Source organism: Mesorhizobium sp. B264B1B, from assembly GCF_020165765.1.
GTDB lineage: Bacteria > Pseudomonadota > Alphaproteobacteria > Rhizobiales > Rhizobiaceae > Mesorhizobium.
The window spans coordinates 736,460-760,171 of the sequence record NZ_JAIUIS010000001.1; the positions used below are offsets into that span (position 1 = coordinate 736,460).

Consider the following 23,712-nt stretch of genomic DNA (forward strand, 5'->3'; position numbering starts at 1 on the left):
AAAACGATGGCGCGCATCGACGTCAACCATGTCAGGCACTCATATCTGCCGAACCCGCGTACCGATGCGGATTTCGCACTGCGGGAGGTGCACCACACTTTCGAGGACGGTGGCGCCTATGCGCTGCTAGGCCCATCCGGCTGCGGCAAGACCACGCTGCTCAACATCATTTCCGGCCTGCTCCACCCCTCGCACGGCCAATTGCTGTTCAACGGCAGGGATGTCACGAGACTGTCGACGCAGGAGCGCAACATCGCGCAGGTGTTCCAGTTCCCTGTCATCTACGACACGATGACCGTCTACGACAACCTGGCTTTCCCGCTGCGCAACCGCGGCGTTCCGGAGGCCGACGTCGACCGCAAGGTGCGCGAGACGCTCGACATGATCGACCTGGCAGACTGGGCCAGGAAGAAGGCGAGGGGCCTGACCGCCGACCAGAAGCAGAAGATCTCGCTCGGCCGCGGACTGGTGCGCTCAGATGTCAATGCGATCCTGTTCGACGAGCCGCTGACCGTCATCGACCCGCACATGAAGTGGGTGCTGCGCTCGCAGTTGAAGCAGCTTCACCGCCGCTTCGGCTACACCATGGTCTATGTTACGCATGACCAGACAGAGGCGCTGACCTTCGCCGACCAGGTGGTGGTCATGTATGATGGCGGCATCGTGCAGATCGGCACGCCGGCCGAGCTGTTCGAGCGACCGCGCCACACCTTCGTCGGCTACTTCATCGGCTCGCCCGGCATGAACGTCATGCCGGTAGCGATCGATGGCAAGACAGCGACGCTTGGTTCCCAGCGCATCCAATTGCCAGGCGCGCCGAAGGCCGGAAGCGGCGTCGTCGAACTCGGCATCCGTCCTGAATATGTCAGGCTCGGCCGCGATGGCATGGCCGTCCACATCAGCAAGGTCGAGGATGTGGGCCGCCACAAGGTCGTGCGCGCCAGTCTGGAAGGCCGCGAGATCGCGGCCGTCATCGGCGAGGACGAAACCGTTCCCGCCGATCCAAAAGTGCGGTTCGACCCAGCCGGCATCAACATCTATGCCGATTCCTGGCGTGTCGAGATGGGGGCGTAAATGGAAAAGCCCTGGAACAACAAGGCCTGGTTCCTCGTGCTGCCGATGCTCGTGCTGGTGGCGTTCTCGGCCGTTATCCCGCTGATGACCGTCGTCAACTACTCGGTACAGGACACGTTCGGCAATAACGTCTTCTTCTGGGCGGGGACCGAATGGTTCGAAGAGTTGCTGCATTCCGATCGCTTCTGGGAAGCCATGGTGCGCAACCTGATCTTCTCCTTCATCATCCTGGCGATCGAAGTGCCGCTCGGCATCTTCATTGCCCTCAACATGCCCAAAAAGGGCTGGGGCGTGCCGGTCTGCCTGGTGCTGATGGCGCTGCCGCTCTTGATCCCGTGGAATGTCGTCGGCACGATCTGGCAGGTGTTCGGCCGCAACGATATCGGCCTGCTCGGCTACTACGTCAACGCGCTCGGCATCGACTACAATTACGTGCAGGATCCGTTCGACGCCTGGGTCACCGTCATCATCATGGACGTCTGGCACTGGACCAGCCTCGTCGTGCTGCTCTGCTATGCCGGCCTGGTCTCGATCCCCGACGCCTTCTACCAGGCGGCCAAGATCGATGGCGCCTCGCGCTGGGCGGTGTTCCGCTACATCCAGTTGCCGAAGATGAAGCGCGTGCTTCTGATCGCGGTGCTGCTGCGTTTCATGGACAGTTTCATGATCTACACCGAGCCCTTCGTCGTCACCGGCGGCGGTCCGGGCAATTCGACGACCTTCCTGTCGATCGACCTCGTCAAGACCGCGCTCGGACAGTTCGACCTCGGTCCGGCGGCGGCGATGTCGCTGGTCTACTTCCTGATCATCCTGTTGTTGTCGTGGGTGTTCTACACCGTGATGACCAACTACGACGCGGAACGCTGATATGGCCGGCGCCAACGAACGTACCGAGCGCAACCTGGTGAACGGGACCGCCGCTTCGGAAAGACTCGCCAGTTCGCTGTCGCAGAGCGAGCTGGACAGGCGCATGCGCCGCCGTGGCGAGGAATCGCGCTGGTGGTGGATCGTGCCGACGCTCTACATCATCGTCCTGCTGCTGCCGATCTACTGGCTCATCAATATGAGCTTCAAGACCAATGCGGAGATCGTCAATTCGCTGACGCTCTATCCGCATGCGCCGACGCTGCGCAACTACACCATCATCTTCACCGATGCGTCCTGGTATTCGGGCTACATCAATTCGATCACCTATGTGGTGATGAACATGGTGATCTCGGTCGCCGTGGCGCTTCCGGCGGCTTACGCCTTTTCGCGCTACCGGTTCCTCGGCGACAAGCATCTGTTCTTCTGGCTTTTGACCAACCGCATGGCACCGCCGGCGGTGTTCGCGCTGCCGTTCTTCCAGCTTTATTCGGCATTCGGCCTCATCGATACGCATATCGCGGTGGCGCTGGCGCACTGCCTGTTCAACGTGCCGCTGGCGGTGTGGATCCTTGAGGGCTTCATGTCCGGAGTGCCGAAGGAGATCGACGAAACGGCCTACATAGACGGCTATTCGTTTCCGCGTTTCTTCGTGAAGATATTCATGCCGCTGATCGCCAGCGGCATCGGCGTCGCCTGCTTCTTCTGCTTCATGTTCTCATGGGTGGAACTGCTCATCGCCCGCACGCTGACCACCACCGATGCCAAGCCGATCGCCGCTACCATGACCCGCACCGTGTCGGCGTCGGGAATGGACTGGGGGCTGCTGGCAGCCGCCGGGGTGCTGACGCTGATCCCCGGGGCGCTCGTCATCTGGTTCGTTCGCAACTACATCGCCAAGGGCTTCGCCCTGGGGAGGGTGTGACCATGAACCTCGACTTCTCCTGGATGGCGTGGACCTGGCCGACGGCCGCCTTCTTCGCCGTCATAGCGCTGCTGCTGGTCGGCATGGGTGTCTGGGAATATGCCTCGCCCGGCGGCGATCCGCGCATCGGCGTGCTGCGTTTCAAGACGACGCGCGGCGATCGTCTCTTCGTTTCGCTGCTTGGCAGCGCCTTCATCCATCTCGCTTGGCTGGGTCTTGTCGGACCCAGCCTGTGGTGGGCTCTCGCTCTCTCCGTGGTCTACGCCATCGGCGTCTTCCGCTACGTATAGAGGGGGAAACTGTTGGAGCGGCCGCTTGTTGGCGGCCTCTCCAGATCGCACTTGAAGTCTTTTCAAACGTGGAGGAAACACAATGCGACGGCAATTATTGACATCTACGACCGCCCTTGTCCTCTTGCTCGGCGTGGGCAACGCCTATGCCGGCATGGACGAGGCAAAAGCCTTTCTTGACAAGGAGATAGGCGATCTGTCGACGCTTTCGCGCGCCGATCAGGAAAAGGAAATGCAGTGGTTCGTCGACGCCGCCAAGCCGTTCGCCGGCATGGATATCAAGGTCGTGTCGGAAACGCTGACGACGCATCAATACGAGTCGCAGGTTCTGGCTCCGGCCTTCACCGCCATCACCGGCATCAAGGTCACGCACGACGTCATCCAGGAAGGCGACGTCGTTGAAAAGATCCAGACCCAGATGCAGACTGGCCAGAACCTCTATGACGGCTGGGTCAACGATTCCGACCTGATCGGCACCCACTGGCGTTACCAGCAGGTGCGCAACCTGACCGACTGGATGGCGGGCGAAGGCAAGGATGTCACCAATCCGAACCTCGATGTGAAGGATTTCATCGGCACCTCCTTCACCACCGCTCCGGACAAGAAGCTCTATCAGCTTCCCGACCAGCAGTTCGCCAACCTCTACTGGTTCCGCTACGACTGGTTCAACGACGAGAAGAACAAAGCCGACTTCAAGGCCAAGTACGGCTACGATCTCGGCGTTCCCGTCAACTGGTCGGCCTATGAGGACATTGCCGAGTTCTTCACCGGCCGCGACGTCGATGGCAAGAAGGTCTACGGCCATATGGACTATGGCAAGAAGGACCCGTCGCTCGGCTGGCGCTTCACCGATGCCTGGCTGTCGATGGCCGGCAATGGCGACAAGGGTATCCCGAACGGCCTGCCGGTCGACGAATGGGGCATCAAGGTCAACGAGAAATCGCAGCCGGTCGGCTCCTGCACGGCCCGGGGCGGCGACACCAACGGCCCGGCCGCCGTCTACTCGATCCAGAAATATCTCGATTGGCTGAAGGCCTACGCACCGCAGGAAGCGCAGGGCATGACCTTCTCGGAATCCGGTCCGGTTCCCGCGCAGGGCAATGTCGCCCAGCAGATCTTCTGGTACACGGCGTTCACCGCCGACATGGTCAAGCCCGGCCTGCCCGTCATGAACGACGACGGCACGCCGAAATGGCGCATGGCTCCGTCGCCGCACGGTGTCTACTGGAAGGACGGCATGAAGCTCGGCTACCAGGATGTCGGTTCGTGGACGCTGATGAAGTCGACCCCGACCGACCGTGCCAAGGCCGCCTGGCTCTACGCCCAGTTCGTCACCTCGAAGACGGTGGACGTGAAGAAGAGCCATGTCGGCCTCACCTTCATCCGCGACTCCACCATTCACGACAAGAGCTTCACGGAGCGCGCGCCGAAGCTCGGCGGCCTGATCGAGTTCTATCGCTCGCCGGCCCGCGTGCAATGGTCGCCGACCGGCACCAACGTGCCGGACTATCCGAAGCTGGCACAGCTGTGGTGGCAGGCGATCGGCGATGCCTCGTCGGGCGCAAAGAGTGCGCAGGAAGCGATGGATTCGCTTTGCGCCGAGCAGGAGAAGGTCATGGGCCGCATCGAGAGGTCCGGCGTCCAGGGCGATATCGGGCCGAAGCTCGCCGAGGAACATGATCTCGCCTACTGGAATGCCGACGCGGTCAAGGCCGGCAATCTCGCTCCCCAGCTCAAGATCGAGAACGAGAAGGAGAAGCCCCAGACCATCAACTATGACGAGCTGGTCAAGAGCTGGCAGAAGTAGGACTGACCTATGCGGGCGTTCGCGCCCGTGTAAAATTCAGGGAGGCGGCACGTTGCCGTCTCCCTTCTTTGTGTCGTGACGGAGGAAGTGCGAATGAATGGCTTTGTCCTGGCAATCGACCAAGGCACCACGTCGAGCCGGTCGATTCTGTTCGACGGCGACATGAAAGTCGTCGGCAGCAGCCAGCAAGAATTCACCCAGCACTATCCTGCTTCCGGCTGGGTCGAGCATGACCCGGAAGATATCTGGGCCAGCGTCGTGGCGACCGTGAAGGGCGCATTGAAGAATGCCGGGCGGGAGGCATCGGACGTCGCCGCGGTCGGCATCACCAACCAGCGCGAGACCGTCGTCATTTGGGACAGGGCGACCGGCAAGCCGATCCACAACGCCATCGTCTGGCAGGACCGGCGCACCGCGCCGCTATGCCGGAAGCTGAAGAAGCAGGGATTGGAAAAGACCTTCACCAGGAAGACCGGCCTGCTGCTCGATCCGTATTTCTCCGGCACGAAGATAGCCTGGATGCTGGACAAGGTGAAAGGCGCCAGGAGACGCGCCGAGAAAGGCGAATTGCTGGCCGGCACCATCGACAGTTTCCTGATCTGGCGCCTGACCGGCGGCAGGGTGCATGCCACCGACGCCACAAACGCCTCCCGCACGCTAGTCTACAACATCGAGAAGAATGCCTGGGACGACGAGCTGCTGGCCATCCTGAACATTCCGGCAAGGATGCTCCCCGAGGTGAAGGACTGCGCCGATGATTTTGGGATCACGCAGAAAAATCTCTTTGGCGCCGAGATAAAGATCCTCGGCGTTGCCGGCGACCAGCATGCCGCGACTATCGGCCAGGCCTGTTTCGAACCCGGCATGATGAAATCGACCTACGGCACCGGCTGTTTCGCGCTGCTCAACACCGGCGCCGACCTGGTGCGCTCGAAAAACCGGCTGTTGACCACGATTGCCTACCGGCTGAACGGTAAGACCACCTATGCGCTGGAAGGATCGATCTTCATCGCCGGCGCCGCCGTGCAGTGGCTGCGCGACGGCATCAAGGTGATCGGCAAGGCCGAACAGAGCGGCAAGCTGGCGGCCGAGGCCGATCCGACCCAGGACGTGTATCTGGTACCGGCCTTTGTCGGACTCGGCGCGCCCCACTGGGATGCCGAGGCGCGGGGCGCGATCTTTGGCCTGACCCGCAATTCGGGGCCGCCGGAGTTTGCCCGCGCCGCGCTCGAATCCGTCGCCTACCAGACGCGCGACCTGCTCGATGCCATGCGCAAGGATTGGAAGGGTACGGCGGCCAAGACGGTGCTTCGGGTCGACGGCGGCATGGTGGCATCCGACTGGACCATGCAACGGCTGGCCGACATTCTTGACGCGCCGGTCGACCGTCCGACCATTCTGGAGACGACCGCGCTCGGTGCCGCCTGGCTCGCCGGCTCGAAGGCGGGCGTGTGGCCGAAGGCGCGGGAATTCGCCAAGACATGGGCGCTCGACCGGCGCTTCAGACCGGACATGGAACCATCGGTACGCTCGGCCAAGCTGGCGGGGTGGCGCGATGCTGTTCGCAGGACGCTAAGCGTGCCATAACCAACAGTCAGATCGGGCGAGGGGGAAATGAAGCCAAACTGGTACTCTGCTTGGCGCGCCGAGGCTATCAAACAACTTGAGGCCAAGAATAAGCGCTTGGAGGAAGAATTCCGCATCGGCCACTGGTCGCGCTATGACTTGAGCAACGGAAAGCTCTTGTTTTCCAAGGACGGAGCGATCAAGGTGATCACCGAAATCCAGATCGCCGGTTCCACGAATGTCAAGGCACAGAACTGGCTCTGGGCGTGGGCAAATTCAAATCTGCCCGATAGTCTTCTTAGAGATGCAAAGCTGGTTCGGTTCTTCGGCGAGAAGAACGGCATTGACGAACTGGCTCAGGCTTACGTGATAGATGCGGGCAATCAGCTGGAAGTGCTGGGTTGGGAATTGACCGCCGTCATGGTTCGAATTTGCGATGCCGTCGGAGCGTACCGATCACCCCGTGGTGAAGGTGGCGGGCTTTATTATATGGTCAAGACCATCAATTGGGCCAGCTGATCACAGTCTACCTGTTGACCGCTCTCGCACCACAGAAAGCCCGCGCCATTTCCGGCACGGGCTTTGACTTTCTATCCCTCTGACGAACACTGGCGCACATCAGTACGGTGAAATGCACTGCTGGCGCGGGCCGTTATACGGCTGGAACGTGTTGTCGGATGCGCGGTACGAACGGTAACGGTCATAGCACCACTGCACGTGCGAATTGCCTTCATAGACGCGGTTCCGGTTGTTGGCGATCGCGCCGGTTATCAGCGCGCCAGTGGCGAAAGCAGCCAGCGGGAACCAGAAATCGCCGTGACGGCGATAGCCCGGGCGATATTCACGGTAGCCGCGATGGCCGTTCCAGTAGGCTCCGCGGTTGTCGCGGTAGAAGTTGCGGTTGCCGCGAAACTCGCCGCGGAAGTTACGGCGCCGCTCCCAGGGCCTGTACTGCACGGTCTGGACATCGGACGAGACCGATGCAGGCTGCGGCACATAGGCCGGTGCGGCTTCGACCGGCATGGCCGCCGCCACTGCGAACGAAGCTGACAGTGTGGTCGCCAGCAAACCCGACAGGACTTTGTTCATGATCTTCTCCTTGAGAGGTTGACGTCCCTTGTGGCGGAGGAAACGGACACGCTCGCGAATTGTTCCTGGAAAAAAAAAGGCAAGTTGCTGATTTGTAATGTTTCTCCGGTTTGGGATCGATGGAGGCCACAGGGTCTTCGCCTGGCTGGCAAAGGTTCGGCATGTCCTTGCCGAAACGGTCGGCCGGGAGAGCCGGCACGGCGGGAACGCATGGCTTGGTGGCCCCGTTTTTTCCGGTTGACCGGTCGAGGCACTCTCCCTATGTTCCGCGCAATTTCGAGGGCGCCGTTTCCAGCCCACGGGAGCGCGTAGCTCAGCCGGTAGAGCAACTGACTTTTAATCAGTAGGTCTCGGGTTCGAACCCCGACGCGCTCACCACTCAGTCCCGTGACAAATGCACGTTCAGGACAGCGGCTTTTTTGGCGATCAGTCCTTCCAGATCCGCGTCCGATCGGGTGGTGCCGGTGCGTTGGCGCAGCAGGGAGATCATCGCGCTCATCGAAAGCGGGGCGGTTTTTTGCTGAATCAGGATCGCGTCCACCGCGCCGGCAACGTCGGGGCCTTCCGCTGGTGCTCTCATGGTCGGATCCTTTCTGTCCAGCTCCGCCTCGGTGCCGCCGACCGATCCTCTGATGCCGCGGTCAAAGACGACGGCCAACCCGTTCTTGACGGCGAGGGCCGCGACCATGTCGTCGAGTTCGTGGTCCGAAAAGCTGGGGTCGGAAGGCGTGGGTTTCAGGATTCTGTGAATCACCCTGGCGGCCTGGTCCGTCGAAACATAGCCGAAGCGCTGTTTTCTAGCTTCGACATATTGTTCGATGATCATGTCAAGCCGGCGGGCTGCAATGTCCTTTGATTGCTGCATCGGAACCTCCTCGGGTCGTCATGGCGCGCAGGAGCAGCACCTAAAGAGATAGGGCCGCCCGGAAGAACATCAAACATGAGAAATGACGCATCTGCCGATAGCGGAGGAACGATCGCGCCGCTGATGCATTTTTGCCTTTGACCAGCTTATTGAGGGAACGCAGGCCAATGAAGATCGCCCATATCGCGCCGCTGTATGAATCCGTGCCGCCAAGGCTCTATGGAGGCACCGAACGCATCATCTCCTATCTCACCGAAGCTCTGGTCGGGCTCGGCCACGATGTAACGTTGTTTGCCAGCGGCGATACCAGGACCTCCGCCCGGCTGGTCGCGTGCCGGGAACGGGCGCTGCGCCTCGATCCCCGGCCGTTGAAGTCGGAGATCGCGGCGCATCTTTCGATGCTCGAGGAAGTCAGGAGACAGGCCGACGATTTCGACATTCTTCACTTCCATCTCAGCCACTTCCTGCATTTCCCGTTTTTCCGCCATATGCCGGAGCGCACGGTGACGACGCCGCATGGCAGGCTGGACTATGTGGATCTGGCACAGGCCTATGAGCGGTTCCCGCGTTTTCCGATGATTTCCATTTCACGCAGCCAGAGGACGAGGCTCGCGTCCGCCAACTGGTTGGCGACCATCCATCATGGGCTGCCGCTCGATCTCTATAGGCCGGATTTTGAAGCCGGCTCCGACGGCACATATCTGGCGTTCCTCGGCAGGATGTCGCGCGACAAGCGGCCGGACCGGGCGATCGAGATTGCCAGGCGCACGGGCCTGAGGCTCAAGCTCGCGGCCAAGGTGGGCGACGGCGACCGGGCCTATTTCGAGGAGGTCGTCCAGCCGCTGATCGATGGCGATCGGGTCGAATATGTCGGCGAGATCAGCGAGGACCAGAAGAGCAGGTTTCTCGGCAATGCCGCTGCCTTGCTGTTCCCCATCGACTGGCCCGAGCCTTTTGGTCTGGCGGTAATCGAGGCGATGGCCTGCGGAACCCCTGTCATGGCTTGGAGCTGCGGCGCCATGCCCGAGATCATCGATCACGGTGTGACCGGCTTCGTCGTCGAAACCCTCGAGGATGCCGTCGCCACCATGCCGGCCCTGCTTCAGCTCGACAGGCGCCGGATAAGGGCCGTTTTCGAAGGACGGTTCTCGGCCGACCGCATGGCGCGCGACTATGTCGCCACCTATTCACAGGCGATCGACACTCAACAAATCAGGGCTTCCTAGTACAGTGCCCCGTTCAGAAACAAGCACGGGACAGTCTTCTTGACCATCACCCAACTTGACGAGCGCAAGCTTGATCCCGCAATAGCCCTGGCCTCCCTGGACGAAACCGCGCCGAGGGAACCGCACCGGCTCTTCGCACTCAAGCATGGCGACTGCTTCGCCGTCGCCGATTCCTATGGCGACATACGCGGTGTGGGCGACGGCTTCTTCCGCGACGACACGCGCGTGCTTTCCGAATTCCGCCTCGCGGTGGGCGGTCGTTCGACGTCGTTGCTGGGCGCATCGCTGAGCCAGGACAATGTCCTGTTCACCTCCAACCTGACCAATCTGCCTATAGAGAGTGCCGGCGGCCGTCCCATCCCGCAAGGAGCGATCCACATCGAGCGTGTCAGGCTGCTGTGGGAGGACCGGCTGTATGAGCGCCTGACCCTTTCCAACTACAGCCAGGAACATTCGACCGTCCTGCTTTCGCTGCGCTTCGCCGCCGATTTCCGCGACATGTTCGAAGTTCGTGGCTCGACACGCGCCAAACGAGGCACCGCCCATACCGCCGAGATGGACCAGAACTCGGTTCTGCTTCGCTATGAAGGCCTGGACAAGGTGGTGCGTACGTCGACGATATCGTTTTCGCAGAAACCCGACGAATTGACCTCCGACCGGGCGGATTTCTTCATTGCAGTCACCAAACGCAGCCGCAAGACACTGTATGTCGAGGTCGGCAGCGAGATGGCCGATGTGCCCGACCGCGACCGGTTTCGCGCCGCAGCGGCGCGCGCGCGTTTCGGCATGCGCGCCAAGCGCCGCCATGGCGCGACGCTGCACAGTTCGGGCAGGGTGTTCAACGACTGGATGGAGCGCGCCCGTGCCGATGTGGCGCTGCTCACCACCGAACTTGCGACCGGCCCTTATCCCTATGCCGGCATTCCGTGGTTCTCGACGGCCTTCGGCAGAGACGGCGTGATCTCGGCGTTGCAGATGCTCTGGCTCAATCCCGGCCTGGCGCGCGGCGTGCTTGCCTTTCTCGCTCAACATCAGGCGACCGAAACCTCGCCCTTCAGCGACTCTCAGCCCGGCAAGATCATGCATGAAACGCGCAAAGGTGAAATGACGGCGCTGAGCGAGTTGCCGTTCGGCCGCTACTATGGCGGCGTCGACACCACCCCGCTCTACGTTCATCTCGCCTGCGCTTACGCGGACCGCACCGGCGACATGGTCTTTATCGACGGCCTGTGGCAGTCGCTATGTGCAGCCGCCGAATGGATCGAGGCGGCAAGCGCTTCGACCGGATTCGTCACCTACCGGCGTGCGGCGGAGTCAGGCCTCGCCAACCAGGGATGGAAGGACAGCTTTGATTCGGTCTTTCATGCAGACGGTCGTATCCCGAAGGGGCCGATCGCGCTGGTCGAGGTGCAGGGCTACGTCTTCGCGGCGTTCCAGGGGCTGGCGAGACTGGCTCGCCGGCGAGGCGAGACAGAAAAGGCGGAAGGCTGGGAAAGGCGGGCCGAAGAGATCCGCCGGCGGGTTGAAAGTCATTTCTGGATCGAAGAGCTGGGTTACTACGCGCTGGCGCTCGATGGCGACGGCCGACCATGCGAGGTGCGCACGTCCAATGCTGGACATCTGCTCTATGTGGGGCTTCCGGATCCGGATCGGGCGCGGATCGTCGCCGATCAGTTGCTGTCGGCTTCTTTTCACTCCGGCTGGGGATTGAGGACGCTCGCCGACGACGCGATATTCTTCAATCCCATGTCGTATCACAATGGCTCCATCTGGCCGCACGACACGGCGATATGCGCGGCAGGCCTTGCGCGGTACGGCATTCGCGACAATGTGGTGCGGCTGATGAGCGGGACGTTCGAATCCGCCGTCCATTTCAACATGCGCCTGCCCGAACTTTTCTGCGGCTTCACCCGCGCACCGGGCGAGGCGCCGATCGCGTATCCGGTCGCTTGCCTGCCGCAGGCCTGGTCGGCAGGTTCCGCCTTCATGCTGATGCAGGCCTGTCTGGGCCTCCATATCGACGGCTGGGCCGGCGAAATCCATGTCACAAGGCCGCGCCTGCCAATCGGCATCGACAGCCTGGTGATCCGCCATCTCGCGGTGGCGGGCACGGCAGTCGACCTGACGTTCCAGCGTGTAGGAGATCGTGTGGGCGCGTTCCTGGCCGACCGCCATGAAGGGTTGGCGCCTTTGATCGTGCGCAGCTAAAAACCGGAACCATCACCGGCGACGTGCGTTGCACCATCTCCCCCGCGGAGAGGCGCGACCTAGGCCGGAGCAATTCACATCGATGCCAGACAACAATTTTGACTTCCTCCACTCTGCCTCCGCTCTATGGTTCGTCATTCTTGCCAGCCTCTGCGTTTCCCTTGTTGCCTTGGTGATTTCCGCGCTGCGATCCCGCCGGACCCCGCCGGAACCGGCGAATGTCGAGCCTCCACCGGCTCGTGTCGTATTGCGGGAGTTCGAAAAGAATGGCCATTCCGCCGACGCGGCGCTCGTCAACTGGTCGCCCTCGACACTGCGCGAAATCCTGGCGAAGGAACTGCCGGATGCGCAAGTGATCGTCGTCTCCAACCGCGAGCCCTACATTCACAATCTCAGGGATGACAATGTCGACCTGGTTGTGCCGGCCAGTGGACTTGTCTCGGCGCTGGAGCCGATCACCCGTGCCTGCGCGGGAACCTGGATAGCCTATGGCGGCGGCTCGGCGGATCATCTCGTCGTCGACCAGAACGACCGCATCGAGGTCCCACCTGAGAACCCATCCTACACGTTGCGCCGTGTCTGGCTGACCGACGAGGAACAGCAAGGCTATTATCTGGGCTTTGCCAATGAGGGTCTCTGGCCCCTGTGCCACATAGCCTTTACGCGGCCCGTCTTCCGCACGTCCGACTGGGAAACGTACGAAGCCGTCAATCGCAAATTCGCCGATACCGTCGTTGCCGAAGCGCGGAACGAACGCCCGATCGTCCTCGTCCAGGACTATCATTTCGCGCTGCTGCCGCGAATGATCCGGGAACGCCTGCCCGATGCGATCATCATCACCTTCTGGCACATTCCGTGGCCAAATTCGGAAGTCTTCAGCATCTGCCCCTGGCGGGAAAAGATCCTGGACGGCCTGCTGGGGAGCTCTATCATCGGCTTTCATACGCAGTTCCACTGCAACAACTTCATCGAGAGCGTCGACCGCTTCCTGGAAAGCAGGATCGAGCGCGAGGATTCGGCGATCTCCTATGGCGGCCAGACCAGCCTGGTCCACGCCTATCCGATCTCGATAGAGTGGCCGCCGGCTCAACTCGGGAAATTGCCCGCCATCGCGCAGTGCCGCGCGCGAATTCGCGAAAAATTCGGGCTGGCGGACAATGTCAGCCTCTGTGTCGGCGTCGAGCGCCTCGATTATACGAAAGGCATTCTCGACCGGTTTCATGCATTGGACGAACTGTTCAAGCAACACCCGGAGTGGATCGGCCAGGTGGCCTTCCTGCAGATCGCGGCGCCAAGCCGTGGAACCTTGCCGGCCTACCAGCAACTGCACGAGGAATGCCTGCGTTGCGCGGCGGAGCTCAACGAGCGTTATGGCCGGGACGGCTACACGCCTGTCTTGATGGTGGCTGAACACCATTCCCAGGAGCAGGTCTACGAAATCTACCGAGCCGCCGATGTCTGCATGGTGACCAGCCTGCACGACGGAATGAACCTGGTCGCCAAGGAATTTGTCGCCGCACGCGACGACGAGCAGGGCGTGCTGATGCTCAGCATGTTTGCCGGCGCTTCCAAGGAGCTTCTCGAGGCACTGATCGTCAATCCTTACGACGCGACGATGATGGCCGAGGCGTTGCTGCAGGCATTGACCATGGTGCCCGCCGAGCAGCGCCAGCGCATGCAGCGCATGCGCGAGATCGTCCGCGACAACAATGTCTATCGCTGGGCGGGCAGCATGCTTCTCGACGCCGCCCGCTTGCGCAAGCGAATCGCGATCGACCCCGCCGGGCCGGGCTCCGTTGCCGCGGCCAATGTGATATCGCTGCTTGATCGCAAACGGGTCGCGGCGCTGTGATGTCGGGATCGGCAAATCTGTCCGTGCCGACCGTCCCGCAAGGCCGATGGGCACTCTTCCTGGACATTGACGGTACGCTTCTGGAACATGCCGCGCATCCCGACGCGGTGGTCGTCGGTGATGCGTTGCGAAGCATGCTGACAAGGCTGGACGGGCGTCTGGCTGGCGCTCTGGCTTTCATTACAGGAAGATCCGTTTCCGCCGTCGACCGGCTCTTCCAGCCGTTGCGCCTGCCGGCTGCGGGTCTATACGGCCTGGAGCACCGGCTTGTCCGTGACGGGCCCGTCGAGGCGGCCGACGAGCCCGCCGACATTGCCGCGCTTGCCGAGGAAATCGAGGCGGAACTGGACAATGTGGATGTCTATATCGAGCGCAAGGGCCCGATCCTGGCCATTCATACGCGTGCGGCGCCGCAGTTGCTGCAACGGGCGACGCAACTGGTCGAACAGGCCCTGGAGCGGCTTCCGCGAGGATATCGGGTTCTTGCCGGCAATGCCGGGGTGGAACTGATGCCGCTCGAGGCGGCCAAGGGAGCGGCAATCAGGCGTTTCTGCGAGTTGCCGGCTTTCCGGGGGCGGATTCCCGTATTCCTCGGAGACGACACGTCGGATGAGAACGGCTTCGAAGCCGTCAATGAAATGGATGGCATTTCGGTCCGCATCAAACCGCAAGGGAAAACCGTGGCGCGCCACGCGCTGGCCGATGTCGCCGAGACCCTGGCCTGGCTCGAATCCCTATGCCACGACGGATCCGGCACGGGCCGGTTTGAGGAGGCGGTCCAGTCCCCTGTCCGGAGTTGAGGCCGCAACGCATTTTGCGTCTTTTAAGAACGGGTTTCAGGAGTTGATCAATGGTCCAGTTCACCAGCCTCATTCACGAGATCATGCCCGCATGGCTCTGGCGGCGTTCGCGCCGGCGTATGCAGGACACCGAGACAACTTTCGATCCATCACGTCCCGAAGATGCCGACGCCGTCTGGCGAAAGGCCGTCGAGAGGGACCTGTTCGGCGCAAACACGCCCGACTATACCGAGACCGAACAGAAGAAGCGCGATCACCACTGACGGAGGCTGTCAGCCTTCCGCGAAGACCAGCGAGACATTGCCGCCGGCATGCCGTTCGAGCCGGCCGGCGAGGTCGAGCTCCAGGAGCACCATGAACACCTGGGCCGGATGCAGGCCGGTGTGGCGGATGATCTCGTCGATCGCCACCGGCGTCGGGCCGAGCGCTTCGGTCACCCTGGCGCGGTCGTTTTCGCCGGGTGGCGGCGTGGCCGAGAAATCGGGGGGATCTTCAAAGGGCGGCAGTTCGGGGGCCCGCAAACCGGTCAGCGGCGCGATTGCCCTGTGAATGTCGGCGGCTTCGGTGACCAAGGTGGCACCGTCCTTGAGCAGGCCATTGGTGCCGGCGGCGCGTGGATCAAGCGGCGAGCCGGGTACGGCGAAGACCAGCCGGCCCATTTCGCCTGCGAGCCTGGCGCTGATCAGGGACCCGGAACGCTGCGCCGCCTCGACCACCACCAGACCGACTGCCGCGCCCGCGACGAGGCGGTTGCGGCGCGGAAAATCCTGGGCACGCGGCTGCCAGCCGAACGGCATCTCCGAAATGATGGCGCCGCCGCGCTCGACGATCTCGTCGCACAGGCCGGCATTCTCAGGCGGGTAGGGCAGATCGAGGCCTCCGGCCAGCACGCCGATCGTGCCGGTCGAGAGGCTGCCCTGATGTGCTGAAGTGTCGATGCCGCGCGCGAGGCCGGAGATGATGGCGTAACCGTCGCGGCCAAGGTCGGTCGCCAGCATGCGCGCCATCTTGATGCCGGCGAGCGAGGCGTTGCGGGCGCCGACGATAGCCACCGCGGGCAGCCGAAACACCGCGCCTTCGCCTTTCACCGCCAGCAGCGGCGGCGGATGGTCCATGTTTTTCAACAGGGCGGGATAGTCCGGCTCGCCGATACCGACAAAGCGGGCGCCTGCCAGCCTTGCGGCCTCCAGTTCCGCTTCGGCCTCGGCGATCGAGGGAATGCGGGCGATCCTGCTGGCGCCGCCCGAAATCATCAGTTCCGGCAGCATTTCCAGCGCGACTTCGGCCGAACCGAAGCGGTTGATCAGGTCGCGAAAGGAGGCAGGACCTACATTCTGGGTGCGGATCAGCCGCAGCCAGCTCAACCGCTGCCGGTCGCTGAGGCGCGGTCCGGCGAGCGGCTTGCTCACTCCTTCGCCCCGATTTTGCCCTCGGTGCCGGCAAGCAGGCGTGAAATGTTGGCCCGGTGCTTGATGAAGACGATCAGGCTCATCACGACGAACAATGCGGCAATCTGCGGTGTGCTCAGGAAATAGAGGGCGATCGGCACGGCGACCGCGGCCGTCAGCGCTGCAAGCGAGGAGTAGCGGAACAGGAATGCCATGGCCAGCCAGACGATGGCGAAGATCAGCGCCACCTGCCAGGCAAGGCCGATCAGCACGCCGAGATAGGTGGCGACGCCCTTGCCTCCCTTGAATCCGAGCCAGATCGGGAAGAGATGGCCGAGGAAGGCGCCAAGGCCGGCCCAAGCGCCGAGTTCGGGCGCGAAATGGCCCGCGATCAGCACCGCGGCCGTGCCCTTCAGCGCGTCGAGCAGCAGCGTGGCCGCGGCAAGGCCCTTGTTGCCGGTGCGTAGCACATTTGTCGCGCCGATGTTGCCGGAGCCGATCTGGCGCACGTCGCCAAGCCCTGCCGCACGGGTCAGCAGAAGCCCGAACGGAATCGAGCCCAAGAAATAGCCGAGCACCAGCGCCAGGATCAGGTTGTAAGTCATTGTTCCCCCCGCATTTCCCCCTGACGGGCTGAATTCGGCGCGATGCGCCGCCGCCAGCTCAGACCGAGAACACTGTGCGGCCCGCCACCAGCGTTTGCAAGACCTTGCCCTGCAGGCGCGCGCCTTCGAAACAGGTGTTCTTCGAGCGCGAGCGAATGCCGCTTTCGCTGACGATCCAGGGTTCATCCAGATCGACAAGCGCAAGGTCCGCGACAGCGCCGGGCTTGAGCGTGCCGCCAGGCAGGCCGAACAGCCTTGCCGGCGCCGTGGACAAGGTCTCGATCAGCCGCAACAACGGCACGTCGCCATTGTGGTAGAGCCGCAAGGCCGCGCCCAGCAACGTTTCCAGCCCGATGGCGCCGGCTGCCGCGTCGGCGAAGGGCAGGCGCTTGGTGTCGACGTCCTGCGGATCGTGCGAGGAGACGATGATGTCGACCGTGCCATCCCTGATCGCTTCGATCATCGCCAGACGGTCTTCCTCGGCGCGCAGCGGCGGCGTCAGGCGGAAGAAGGTCCGGTATTCCCCGACATCGTTTTCGTTGAGTGACAGATTGTGGATCGATACGCCCGATGTGACGGTCGCGCCGTCGGCCTTCGCGCGCGCCACCGATGCCGCCGCCATCGCCGTCGATATCTTTGCCGCGTGGTAGGAACCGCGCGTCAGGCGCGCCAGGGCAAGGTCGCGCTCCAGCGGGATGGTTTCGGCCTCACGCGGAATGCCGGAAAGTCCTAGCCAGCTGGCGTAGAGTCCCTCGTTCATCACGCCCGACGACGCGAGGTCGGCATCCTGGGTCTCGTGCACGATGGTTGCGCCGAAATCGCGGGCATAGGTCAGCGCCCGGCGCATCACCAGCGCGCTTGATATGGTGTGGCGGCCGTCGGTGAAGGCGGCGGCGCCGGCCTCTCGCAGCAGGCCGAATTCGGTCATCTCGCGGCCATCGAGGCCCTTGGTGATGGCGGCGGCCGGGAAAATATTCACGATTGCCGTGTCCTTGGCGGTGCGCAGCACGAATTCGACCAGGGCCACATTGTCGATGACCGGATCGGTATCGGGCATCATGACGATCGAGGTGACGCCGCCGGCAGCCGCGGCGACACTTGCCGACGCGATCGTTTCGCGATGTTCGCCGCCCGGTTCGCCGATGAAGACGCGGCCGTCGATCAGGCCTGGAATCACCGCCTTGCCGGCGCAGTCGACGATGGTGGCGCCCTCGGGCGCCCCCTGGTTCAGCGCAGCCTTGCCGGCGGCGGCTATCTTCTTCCCGTCGACGATGACCGTCCCGGTCTCGTCTACGCCGCGCGAGGGGTCGATGATGCGGGCGCGCTCGAACACCGTAATGGTCATGCGCCGCGGCCCTCATGGTTGCGGCGCGGATCGAGCAGCGCTTCCATCACCGCCATGCGCACGGCGACGCCCATCTCGACCTGTTCCTGGATGACGCTCTGCGGGCCGTCGGCGATTTCCGAAGCGATCTCGACGCCACGGTTCATCGGGCCCGGATGCATCACCAGCGCATCGTCTTTCGCGGCCTTCAGCTTCTCGGCGTCGAGGCCGAAATAGCGGAAATATTCGCGCACCGAAGGCACGAAGGCGCCTTCCATTCGCTCGCGCTGCAGGCGCAGCATCATCACCACGTCGGCATCTTTCAGGCCCTCGGCCATTGAGCCGGTGACGATCACACCCATCCTGTCGATGCCCGCAGGCAGCAGCGTCGAGGGTGCGACGACGCGCACCTGCGCGCCGAGCGCATTGAGCAGCATGATGTTGGAGCGGGCGACGCGCGAATGCAGGATGTCGCCGCAGATCGCCACGATCAGTTTCGACAGCGGACCCTTGGCGCGACGGATGGTCAGCGCGTCAAGCAGCGCCTGTGTGGGGTGCTCGTGCGCGCCGTCCCCCGCATTGACCACGGAGCAGCCGACCTTCTGCGCCAGGAGGGCGGCCGCACCGGCCGACTCGTGGCGGATGATCAATATGTCGGGCCGCATGGCGTTCAGCGTCATGGCCGTGTCGATGAGCGTCTCGCCCTTCTTCACCGAGGAACTCGCCACCGACATGTTCATGACGTCGGCGCCGAGACGCTTTCCGGCCAGTTCGAACGACGACTGCGTCCGCGTTGAGGCTTCGTAGAAAAGGTTGATCTGGGTGCGGCCGCGCAGTGTCGAGGTTTTCTTCTCGGATTGCCGCGAGATCGCGACAGCCCGGTCCGCCCTGTCGAGCAGAAGCTCGATGTCGGCGGGGGAAAGATCGCGGATGCCCAGAAGATGGCGGTGGGGATAGAGTGGCAGGGACGAAGCGTCGGTCATCTCAAGGGGCTGCTATAGGGTGGACGTTCCATGGCTGCAAGCGCCAGCTTTGGATTGCGGCTGTTCTCCCCGGTATTTTCGTCGCGAGCCTTGGGCTATATCTAGCCGATGGCTCCGGATTCGTAGCCGCCTGGCAGTAAGGATGAAGCGTGACCGACGACGTGACGAACCAGCCGCCGCCGCTGACAGGCGGCAACGCCTGGCGGGGCGATCCGTTGCTGATCCAGCTTGCCGAGCGCTTTTCCGATCCGGTGCGCAAGGATCTCGACGGGCTCGGCCGCTTCGTGCTGACGCAGGAGGCCCAGGAACTGGCCCGCCTCGCCAATGTCGAAACGCCGAGGCTCAGGACGCATGATCGCCAGGGCCGGCGCATCGATCTGGTCGAGTTTCACCCCGCCTATCACGCTTTGATGCGCCGTTCCGTAGCCAACGGGCTGCACTCCTCGGTCTGGGAGAACGGCGATGCCGAGATCGGCCGCCGCCATCAGGTGCGCGCGGCCCGGTTCTACCTGACGGCCGAACTCGAGACCGGACATCTGTGTCCCATCACCATGACCAGCGCTTCGCTGGCAGCGCTGATGGCGAGCCCGAAACTGTTCCGCGAGTGGGCGCCGCGCGTGACGACGCGCAAATACGATCAGAGCCAAAAGCCGCCGGTCGAGAAGACCGGGCTTACGCTTGGCATGGGCATGACCGAGAAACAGGGCGGCACGGATGTGCGCGCCAATGTGACGAAGGCCGAGCGCGTCGGCAGCGGCTTCTATCGCCTGACCGGCCATAAATGGTTCATGTCGGCGCCGATGTCGGATGCATTCCTGGTGCTGGCGCAGGCGCCGGAGGGATTGTCGTGCTTCCTCGTGCCGCGCGTCCTTGGCGACGGCTCGGGCAACGGCTTCCGTTTCCAGCGCCTGAAGGACAAGCTCGGCAACCGGTCGAATGCGTCTTCCGAGGTGGAGTTCGTCAACGCGATCGGTGAGATGGTCGGCGAGCCGGGCGCCGGCGTGAAGACGATCATGGATATGGTGACCTTGACCCGGCTCGACTGCGCCGTGGCGTCTTCGGCGATCATGCGGGCGGGTCTGGCCGAAGCCGTTCATCACGCCCGCCATCGCCAGGTGTTCGGCACCAACCTGATCGAGCAGCCGCTGATGCAGCGCGTGCTGGCGGACATGGCGCTCGACGTCGCCGCTGCCACGGCGCTGTCGTTCCGGCTGGCGCGTTCCTTCGACGAGGCGGCGAGCGATCGCGGCGAGGCGGCCTTTGCCCGTGCCATGACGCCGGTCGTCAAATATTGGGTCTGCAAAATCGCGCCGCCGCTGCTCTACGAGGCGATGGAATGCCTCGGCGGCAACGGCTATGTCGAGGAGGCGCCGCTCGCCCGCTACTATCGCGAAGCTCCGGTCAACGCTATCTGGGAAGGATCGGGCAATGTCATGGCGCTGGATGTGCTGCGCGTGCTTGGCCGCGCGCCGGGCCTGTTCGAGGAGGTGCTTGCCGGCATTGATCGCGACCTGGGCGCGGGCGGACGCGGCACCATCGGTGTGCTGAAGGCGGCGATGCAAGTCGCCGCGACCGACGAAGGCTCGGCCCGCCTGCTGACGGAGCAACTGGCGCTGTCGGCGGCGGCGGCGGAATTGCGCCGGTTGGGGGCAGGGCGGATCGCCGATGCCTTCGTCGAGACGCGGCTGGCGGGCCAGTGGCGCAACACCTACGGCATGCTCGATTCGCGCCATGATGCGCGCATGATCATCGACACGCTCTATCCGCCAACCACCTGAGCAGCAGCCATGGACCACGCCTTGGTCATTCCCTTGCGCCGTTAACCTTAACAAATGGTTTCCGTTGCGAGGGCTGGCGGCAAAGCCCACTGTCATTCCTGTCGAAGCAGGAATCACGATGCGACAGGTATTGACCTCTTTTCTCGCCTTGCACTGGACGATCGTTTTCGCCCTGCTGGCGATCATCTGCATCGATGGAAACCGCGGCGTGGCCGGGGCGCTTGGGGTGCTGGGCGTGACGATCGAGAGCGCCCGCTTCGTCGATCTCGAAAATGTCGTCGTGGTTGCGCCTCTGGCAACGGCCCTGCTTGTCGTGGCGGTGCTGTTCTTCTGGGCTTTTGTCGAGGCGCTGATCAACAATGCCAGCAATCCGGGCGCCGACAGCGTTGCCCGCATCGCCTTCATCAGCGCTTCCGGCGTGCTGTCGCTGATCTTGGTCGGAGGCGCGGCGCAAGGCATCAACGGGCTGTTCCTGGTCGTCGCCGTGCAATTGGCCGCACTTCTGGCCTCCTATGTCGCCATGCTTGCCGAGCGCCGCACCCTGGCCACATCGGATGAGGTTGAAATCCACGCCACGGCGCACAGCATGGCCAGGGCCGCAGCCCACAATTCGCTGCTTTCGCTGATATCGGGCCGAACCCAGCCGACCCGGAAGGGAGGCCGCTGATGCGTTACATCTTCGCATTGTGGGCGGCTCCGATGGCGCTTTTCTGGGGCTGGTTCTACCTGTCGCTCAACGACATGAATTTCGGCTACGTCATGCTGAGCCGGCAGTTGCATGATTTCGTCTTCCAACTCTACGGCCAGATGCTCGGCATCGACCCGACAATCATTCCCGGCATGGTGGGAAGAGCCTGCATATTCGACGGCCTGCTACTGCTGGCGATCTGGGCGTTTCGCCGCCGTCGTGAAATCATCGGCTGGATCAGGGGGCGGGCGGCGGTTCCGGTGCAGTTCGAGCGGCTGCACCGAGCGAGCGAAGCCGGTCCAAAACTCCCTGCAGAATAAAGGCGGCGGCGGCCGAATCGATCTTGCCGGCGCGCTTGGCGCGCGAAAAATCCATCTCGATCAGCGTCCGTTCAGCGGCTACCGTCGACAGCCTCTCGTCCCATAGCAGGAAGGGAAGGTCGCTCAAGGCGGCCATGTTGCGTACGAAGGCGCGCGATTTCTGCGCGCGCGGACCTTCCGAGCCGTCCATGTTGACCGGCAGTCCAATCACCACCGCGCCGGCATTCTCCTTTTGCAGCAGATCCAGCAGCACGGCCGCGTCGAGCGAGAATTTTCGTCGCATGATGACCGGGCGCGGATGCGCGAAGGAAAAGCCACGGTCCGAAACGGCGACGCCGATGGTCTTGTCGCCGAGATCGAGCCCGGCAAGCGTCCTGCCGCCGGCCAGCCGCGCCGGCAATTCCTCGATGGTAATGATAGCCAACGGTTTTCCTTTGACCCGACAGCGCCGTCGCGGCGTTTTGAACACGCGAGGACGCCGTAACACTTTGCTCTTGAGCTGACGCCGTTCTATCCTCCGACGGAGCAAAAATCGAGGAACTCGCTGATGAAACTCACTTGGTACGGACAATCCGCCTTCAAGATCGAGGTGGCGGGCGCAAGCATCCTGATGGACCCGTTCCTGAGCGGCAACCCGCTTTGGAAGAAAAGTTGGGAGGGCCCGGCCGAAGGTGTCACCCACGTGCTTTTGACGCATGGTCACGGAGACCATGTCGGCGATGCGCTCGAGATCCTCAAGAAGACCGGAGCGATGCTGGTCGCCAACCCCGAGGTCTGCGGCTATCTCGGCGGCCAGGGCGTCGACCAGAACAATGTCAACCAGGGCAACACCGGTGGCACGGTGGACTGCGGCCCGTTCACGACGACTTTTGTCCAGGCATTGCATTCCTCGTCCTATGGGGACGGCATCTATATGGGCAATCCCTGCGGGCTGGTCCTGCATTTCCAGGACGACAAGACGCTCTATCACATGGGCGATACCGACATCTTCTCGGACATGGCGCTGGTCAACGAGCTGCATGAGCCGAAGATCGGCCTGGTGCCGGTCGGCGACCGCTTTACCATGGGAGGTGCTGTCGCGGCTCTCGCCTGCCGCCGCTATTTCAAGTTCGATGTCGCCGTGCCATGCCACTATGCGACTTTCGGCCTGCTCGACCAGACGCCCGACAAATTCGTCGCCGGAATGGAGGGTTCGGGCGTGAATGTCGTCGTGCCTGGGATCGGCGAGGCGGTCACACTATAAATTGAAAACGGAATTAAACCATGGGCTTGAGGAACTCTCTTTGCGTTTCGATGCTGTTTGCGGCGTCGCCGGCGCTTGCCGCGGACGATTTCATTGAAGGAGTATACCTCAAGTCCGAGGAGCTCTGCGCACAGGCCAGGAAAGATACCCTGCAGACGCTGATCGATGCCGGCAACATCGTGCTGTCGGCCCATGGCCTGCAAGGGGTCGAATACAATTGCGAGTTCTTGCAGATCAGCAAGGCGACACGCTCGCCGAGCTGGGCGGTGACGGCCATTTGCCAGGAGCCGGGCTACGTTTTTCCCGACGTGCTCTCGGTGACGCAGATGAGCCCGACTCAGATCGATCTCGTCTCCGTCCGGCCCATCGAAGACGAGAGCGAGGCGAGCGGCAACAGCGGCAGCTACTATCTGTGCGAGGGCATGGCCCCGCCGTGAGGTCATTTGCCCGATTGTGGGCATGCACATGTGTCGGTAGCTAATCAAGTTGTCCGGTTTGGTAGCACATGATCTGTCCGCTTCTGTTTTGGCGTCGAAGCGGTTCACGCGGCTTGCCTGATGGGGCAAGTGTCTTCGATTGCGGCGCCGTCAGAGCTGTAGCGAGCAATGCGGCGCGGCCCGTGAAAGATCGCCAGGGTTCCATCCGGGTAGTGCCTGACCTTGACGGTGGCTTTGACGAAGTGATGCCGGATCGGGCTCTGTGGCAGCTGCAATCGCAGCCGCGCGAAGGCGACCGTGTTGTCGCGGGCAACGACGCGCTCCTCCTCGATGCACAGGATCTGGGCCAGTTGTTGCGGGTCTGCGGCGACAAAGGCGCT

25 protein-coding genes and 1 tRNA gene are annotated in these 23,712 nt (G+C 62.9%); 18 read left to right on the top strand and 8 right to left on the bottom strand.

What is annotated here, in order from left to right; genetic code table 11:
- The first annotated feature begins 6 nt into the window (after positions 1-6).
- The 7 genes from LB547_RS03565 (at position 7) to LB547_RS03595 (ending at position 7,045) form a co-directional block, all read left to right on the top strand.
- Complete coding sequence (locus LB547_RS03565; RefSeq protein ID WP_140584363.1) at positions 7-1,074, top strand: ABC transporter ATP-binding protein; 1,068 nt, start codon at positions 7-9, stop codon at positions 1,072-1,074.
- On the top strand, positions 1,075-1,941 hold the full coding sequence (locus LB547_RS03570; RefSeq protein WP_140498792.1) for a carbohydrate ABC transporter permease: 867 nt from the start codon (positions 1,075-1,077) through the stop codon (positions 1,939-1,941).
- A gap of 1 nt (position 1,942) precedes the next feature.
- Positions 1,943-2,863, top strand: coding sequence for a carbohydrate ABC transporter permease (locus LB547_RS03575; RefSeq protein ID WP_140498790.1), 921 nt, complete (start codon positions 1,943-1,945; stop codon positions 2,861-2,863).
- Between the two features lie 2 nt (positions 2,864-2,865).
- A complete protein-coding gene (locus LB547_RS03580; RefSeq protein WP_140498788.1) occupies positions 2,866-3,153 on the top strand; it encodes a DUF2160 domain-containing protein in 288 nt (95 codons plus the stop codon).
- Positions 3,154-3,235: 82 nt separating this feature from the next.
- Positions 3,236-4,960 (top strand): ABC transporter substrate-binding protein, encoded by a 1,725-nt coding sequence (locus LB547_RS03585; protein ID WP_140498786.1) that lies wholly within the window; start codon positions 3,236-3,238, stop codon positions 4,958-4,960.
- Positions 4,961-5,053: 93 nt separating this feature from the next.
- Positions 5,054-6,547, top strand: a complete 1,494-nt coding sequence (glpK, locus tag LB547_RS03590; RefSeq protein WP_140761778.1) for a glycerol kinase GlpK — start codon at positions 5,054-5,056, stop codon at positions 6,545-6,547.
- 27 nt (positions 6,548-6,574) lie between these two features.
- On the top strand, positions 6,575-7,045 hold the full coding sequence (locus LB547_RS03595) for a DUF6882 domain-containing protein (RefSeq protein ID WP_140761775.1): 471 nt from the start codon (positions 6,575-6,577) through the stop codon (positions 7,043-7,045).
- Positions 7,046-7,144: 99 nt separating this feature from the next.
- On the opposite strand, the gene LB547_RS03600 is transcribed toward LB547_RS03595, so the two are convergent.
- A complete protein-coding gene (locus tag LB547_RS03600; protein ID WP_140669967.1) occupies positions 7,145-7,615 on the bottom strand; it encodes a BA14K family protein in 471 nt (156 codons plus the stop codon).
- 302 nt (positions 7,616-7,917) lie between these two features.
- Here LB547_RS03600 and LB547_RS03605 point away from each other — a divergent pair.
- Positions 7,918-7,993, top strand: a tRNA-Lys gene (locus LB547_RS03605).
- A 1-nt stretch (position 7,994) separates the two neighbouring features.
- Here LB547_RS03605 and LB547_RS03610 read toward each other — a convergent pair.
- On the bottom strand, positions 7,995-8,480 hold the full coding sequence (locus tag LB547_RS03610) for a hypothetical protein (protein ID WP_140564500.1): 486 nt from the start codon (positions 8,478-8,480) through the stop codon (positions 7,995-7,997).
- Positions 8,481-8,647: 167 nt separating this feature from the next.
- Here LB547_RS03610 and LB547_RS03615 point away from each other — a divergent pair, with 167 nt between their 5' ends.
- From LB547_RS03615 to LB547_RS03635, 5 genes are all read left to right on the top strand, one after another.
- Entirely contained in the window at positions 8,648-9,706 is a 1,059-nt protein-coding gene (locus LB547_RS03615; protein ID WP_140564501.1) for a glycosyltransferase family 4 protein, read from the top strand.
- Positions 9,707-9,751: 45 nt separating this feature from the next.
- On the top strand, positions 9,752-11,914 hold the full coding sequence (locus tag LB547_RS03620; protein WP_140525405.1) for an amylo-alpha-1,6-glucosidase: 2,163 nt from the start codon (positions 9,752-9,754) through the stop codon (positions 11,912-11,914).
- 82 nt (positions 11,915-11,996) lie between these two features.
- Positions 11,997-13,766, top strand: a complete 1,770-nt coding sequence (locus LB547_RS03625; protein WP_140557735.1) for an alpha,alpha-trehalose-phosphate synthase (UDP-forming) — start codon at positions 11,997-11,999, stop codon at positions 13,764-13,766.
- Complete coding sequence (gene otsB / locus LB547_RS03630; protein WP_140761772.1) at positions 13,766-14,566, top strand: trehalose-phosphatase; 801 nt, start codon at positions 13,766-13,768, stop codon at positions 14,564-14,566. Before LB547_RS03625 ends, otsB begins: the two co-directional genes overlap by 1 nt.
- Before the next feature lie 50 nt (positions 14,567-14,616).
- Positions 14,617-14,829, top strand: coding sequence for a hypothetical protein (locus tag LB547_RS03635; RefSeq protein WP_140656329.1), 213 nt, complete (start codon positions 14,617-14,619; stop codon positions 14,827-14,829).
- Between the two features lie 9 nt (positions 14,830-14,838).
- Here the strand turns inward: LB547_RS03635 and dprA are convergent, their stop codons facing one another.
- From dprA to LB547_RS03655, 4 genes are read right to left on the bottom strand one after another with little or no spacing between them, the layout of a single operon-like run.
- Positions 14,839-15,975: a DNA-processing protein DprA gene (dprA, locus tag LB547_RS03640; RefSeq protein WP_140525337.1), complete on the bottom strand. Its 1,137-nt coding sequence runs from the start codon at positions 15,973-15,975 to the stop codon at positions 14,839-14,841.
- Positions 15,972-16,559 (bottom strand): glycerol-3-phosphate 1-O-acyltransferase PlsY, encoded by a 588-nt coding sequence (gene plsY / locus LB547_RS03645; RefSeq protein WP_140761769.1) that lies wholly within the window; start codon positions 16,557-16,559, stop codon positions 15,972-15,974. Before plsY ends, dprA begins: the two co-directional genes overlap by 4 nt.
- 58 nt (positions 16,560-16,617) lie before the next feature.
- Positions 16,618-17,904, bottom strand: coding sequence for a dihydroorotase (locus tag LB547_RS03650; RefSeq protein WP_140761766.1), 1,287 nt, complete (start codon positions 17,902-17,904; stop codon positions 16,618-16,620).
- Complete coding sequence (locus tag LB547_RS03655) at positions 17,901-18,866, bottom strand: aspartate carbamoyltransferase catalytic subunit (RefSeq protein WP_140761762.1); 966 nt, start codon at positions 18,864-18,866, stop codon at positions 17,901-17,903. The genes LB547_RS03650 and LB547_RS03655 overlap by 4 nt, the downstream gene beginning before the upstream one ends.
- A gap of 149 nt (positions 18,867-19,015) precedes the next feature.
- Here LB547_RS03655 and LB547_RS03660 point away from each other — a divergent pair, with 149 nt between their 5' ends.
- The 3 genes from LB547_RS03660 to LB547_RS03670 all read left to right on the top strand — a co-directional run bounded on the left by LB547_RS03660 (position 19,016) and on the right by LB547_RS03670 (position 21,652).
- On the top strand, positions 19,016-20,644 hold the full coding sequence (locus LB547_RS03660) for a DNA alkylation response protein (protein WP_140557729.1): 1,629 nt from the start codon (positions 19,016-19,018) through the stop codon (positions 20,642-20,644).
- A 118-nt stretch (positions 20,645-20,762) separates the two neighbouring features.
- On the top strand, positions 20,763-21,311 hold the full coding sequence (locus LB547_RS03665) for a hypothetical protein (protein WP_140557727.1): 549 nt from the start codon (positions 20,763-20,765) through the stop codon (positions 21,309-21,311).
- Positions 21,311-21,652, top strand: a complete 342-nt coding sequence (locus LB547_RS03670; RefSeq protein WP_140656324.1) for a DUF6105 family protein — start codon at positions 21,311-21,313, stop codon at positions 21,650-21,652. Before LB547_RS03665 ends, LB547_RS03670 begins: the two co-directional genes overlap by 1 nt.
- On the opposite strand, the gene ruvX is transcribed toward LB547_RS03670, so the two are convergent.
- On the bottom strand, positions 21,570-22,076 hold the full coding sequence (ruvX, locus tag LB547_RS03675; protein WP_140761759.1) for a Holliday junction resolvase RuvX: 507 nt from the start codon (positions 22,074-22,076) through the stop codon (positions 21,570-21,572). The two genes, LB547_RS03670 and ruvX, sit on opposite strands and share 83 nt — an antisense overlap.
- Before the next feature lie 123 nt (positions 22,077-22,199).
- On the opposite strand from ruvX, the gene LB547_RS03680 reads away from it, so the two are divergent.
- Entirely contained in the window at positions 22,200-22,895 is a 696-nt protein-coding gene (locus tag LB547_RS03680) for a metal-dependent hydrolase (protein WP_140656318.1), read from the top strand.
- Between the two features lie 20 nt (positions 22,896-22,915).
- Positions 22,916-23,332: a hypothetical protein gene (locus tag LB547_RS03685; RefSeq protein ID WP_140515339.1), complete on the top strand. Its 417-nt coding sequence runs from the start codon at positions 22,916-22,918 to the stop codon at positions 23,330-23,332.
- A 104-nt stretch (positions 23,333-23,436) separates the two neighbouring features.
- Here LB547_RS03685 and LB547_RS03690 read toward each other — a convergent pair.
- Positions 23,437-23,712, bottom strand: a 276-nt coding sequence (locus tag LB547_RS03690; RefSeq protein ID WP_224655893.1) for a hypothetical protein, incomplete at its 5' end; no start/stop codon positions are given.

What these genes read in the sequence shown, in the direction of transcription:
- LB547_RS03655 (WP_140761762.1), bottom strand. Translation starts at nt 18,866, where the DNA reads ATGACCGACGCTTCGTCCCTGCCACTCTATCCCCACCGCCATCTTCTG.
- glpK (WP_140761778.1), top strand. Translation starts at nt 5,054, where the DNA reads ATGAATGGCTTTGTCCTGGCAATCGACCAAGGCACCACGTCGAGCCGG.
- LB547_RS03670 (WP_140656324.1), top strand. Translation starts at nt 21,311, where the DNA reads ATGCGTTACATCTTCGCATTGTGGGCGGCTCCGATGGCGCTTTTCTGG.
- LB547_RS03595 (WP_140761775.1), top strand. Translation starts at nt 6,575, where the DNA reads ATGAAGCCAAACTGGTACTCTGCTTGGCGCGCCGAGGCTATCAAACAA.
- LB547_RS03650 (WP_140761766.1), bottom strand. Translation starts at nt 17,904, where the DNA reads ATGACCATTACGGTGTTCGAGCGCGCCCGCATCATCGACCCCTCGCGC.
- LB547_RS03680 (WP_140656318.1), top strand. Translation starts at nt 22,200, where the DNA reads ATGAAACTCACTTGGTACGGACAATCCGCCTTCAAGATCGAGGTGGCG.
- LB547_RS03585 (WP_140498786.1), top strand. Translation starts at nt 3,236, where the DNA reads ATGCGACGGCAATTATTGACATCTACGACCGCCCTTGTCCTCTTGCTC.
- LB547_RS03600 (WP_140669967.1), bottom strand. Translation starts at nt 7,615, where the DNA reads ATGAACAAAGTCCTGTCGGGTTTGCTGGCGACCACACTGTCAGCTTCG.
- LB547_RS03570 (WP_140498792.1), top strand. Translation starts at nt 1,075, where the DNA reads ATGGAAAAGCCCTGGAACAACAAGGCCTGGTTCCTCGTGCTGCCGATG.
- LB547_RS03615 (WP_140564501.1), top strand. Translation starts at nt 8,648, where the DNA reads ATGAAGATCGCCCATATCGCGCCGCTGTATGAATCCGTGCCGCCAAGG.
- LB547_RS03635 (WP_140656329.1), top strand. Translation starts at nt 14,617, where the DNA reads ATGGTCCAGTTCACCAGCCTCATTCACGAGATCATGCCCGCATGGCTC.
- LB547_RS03565 (WP_140584363.1), top strand. Translation starts at nt 7, where the DNA reads ATGGCGCGCATCGACGTCAACCATGTCAGGCACTCATATCTGCCGAAC.
- LB547_RS03625 (WP_140557735.1), top strand. Translation starts at nt 11,997, where the DNA reads ATGCCAGACAACAATTTTGACTTCCTCCACTCTGCCTCCGCTCTATGG.
- otsB (WP_140761772.1), top strand. Translation starts at nt 13,766, where the DNA reads ATGTCGGGATCGGCAAATCTGTCCGTGCCGACCGTCCCGCAAGGCCGA.
- LB547_RS03575 (WP_140498790.1), top strand. Translation starts at nt 1,943, where the DNA reads ATGGCCGGCGCCAACGAACGTACCGAGCGCAACCTGGTGAACGGGACC.
- LB547_RS03665 (WP_140557727.1), top strand. Translation starts at nt 20,763, where the DNA reads ATGCGACAGGTATTGACCTCTTTTCTCGCCTTGCACTGGACGATCGTT.
- plsY (WP_140761769.1), bottom strand. Translation starts at nt 16,559, where the DNA reads ATGACTTACAACCTGATCCTGGCGCTGGTGCTCGGCTATTTCTTGGGC.
- LB547_RS03610 (WP_140564500.1), bottom strand. Translation starts at nt 8,480, where the DNA reads ATGCAGCAATCAAAGGACATTGCAGCCCGCCGGCTTGACATGATCATC.
- LB547_RS03580 (WP_140498788.1), top strand. Translation starts at nt 2,866, where the DNA reads ATGAACCTCGACTTCTCCTGGATGGCGTGGACCTGGCCGACGGCCGCC.
- LB547_RS03685 (WP_140515339.1), top strand. Translation starts at nt 22,916, where the DNA reads ATGGGCTTGAGGAACTCTCTTTGCGTTTCGATGCTGTTTGCGGCGTCG.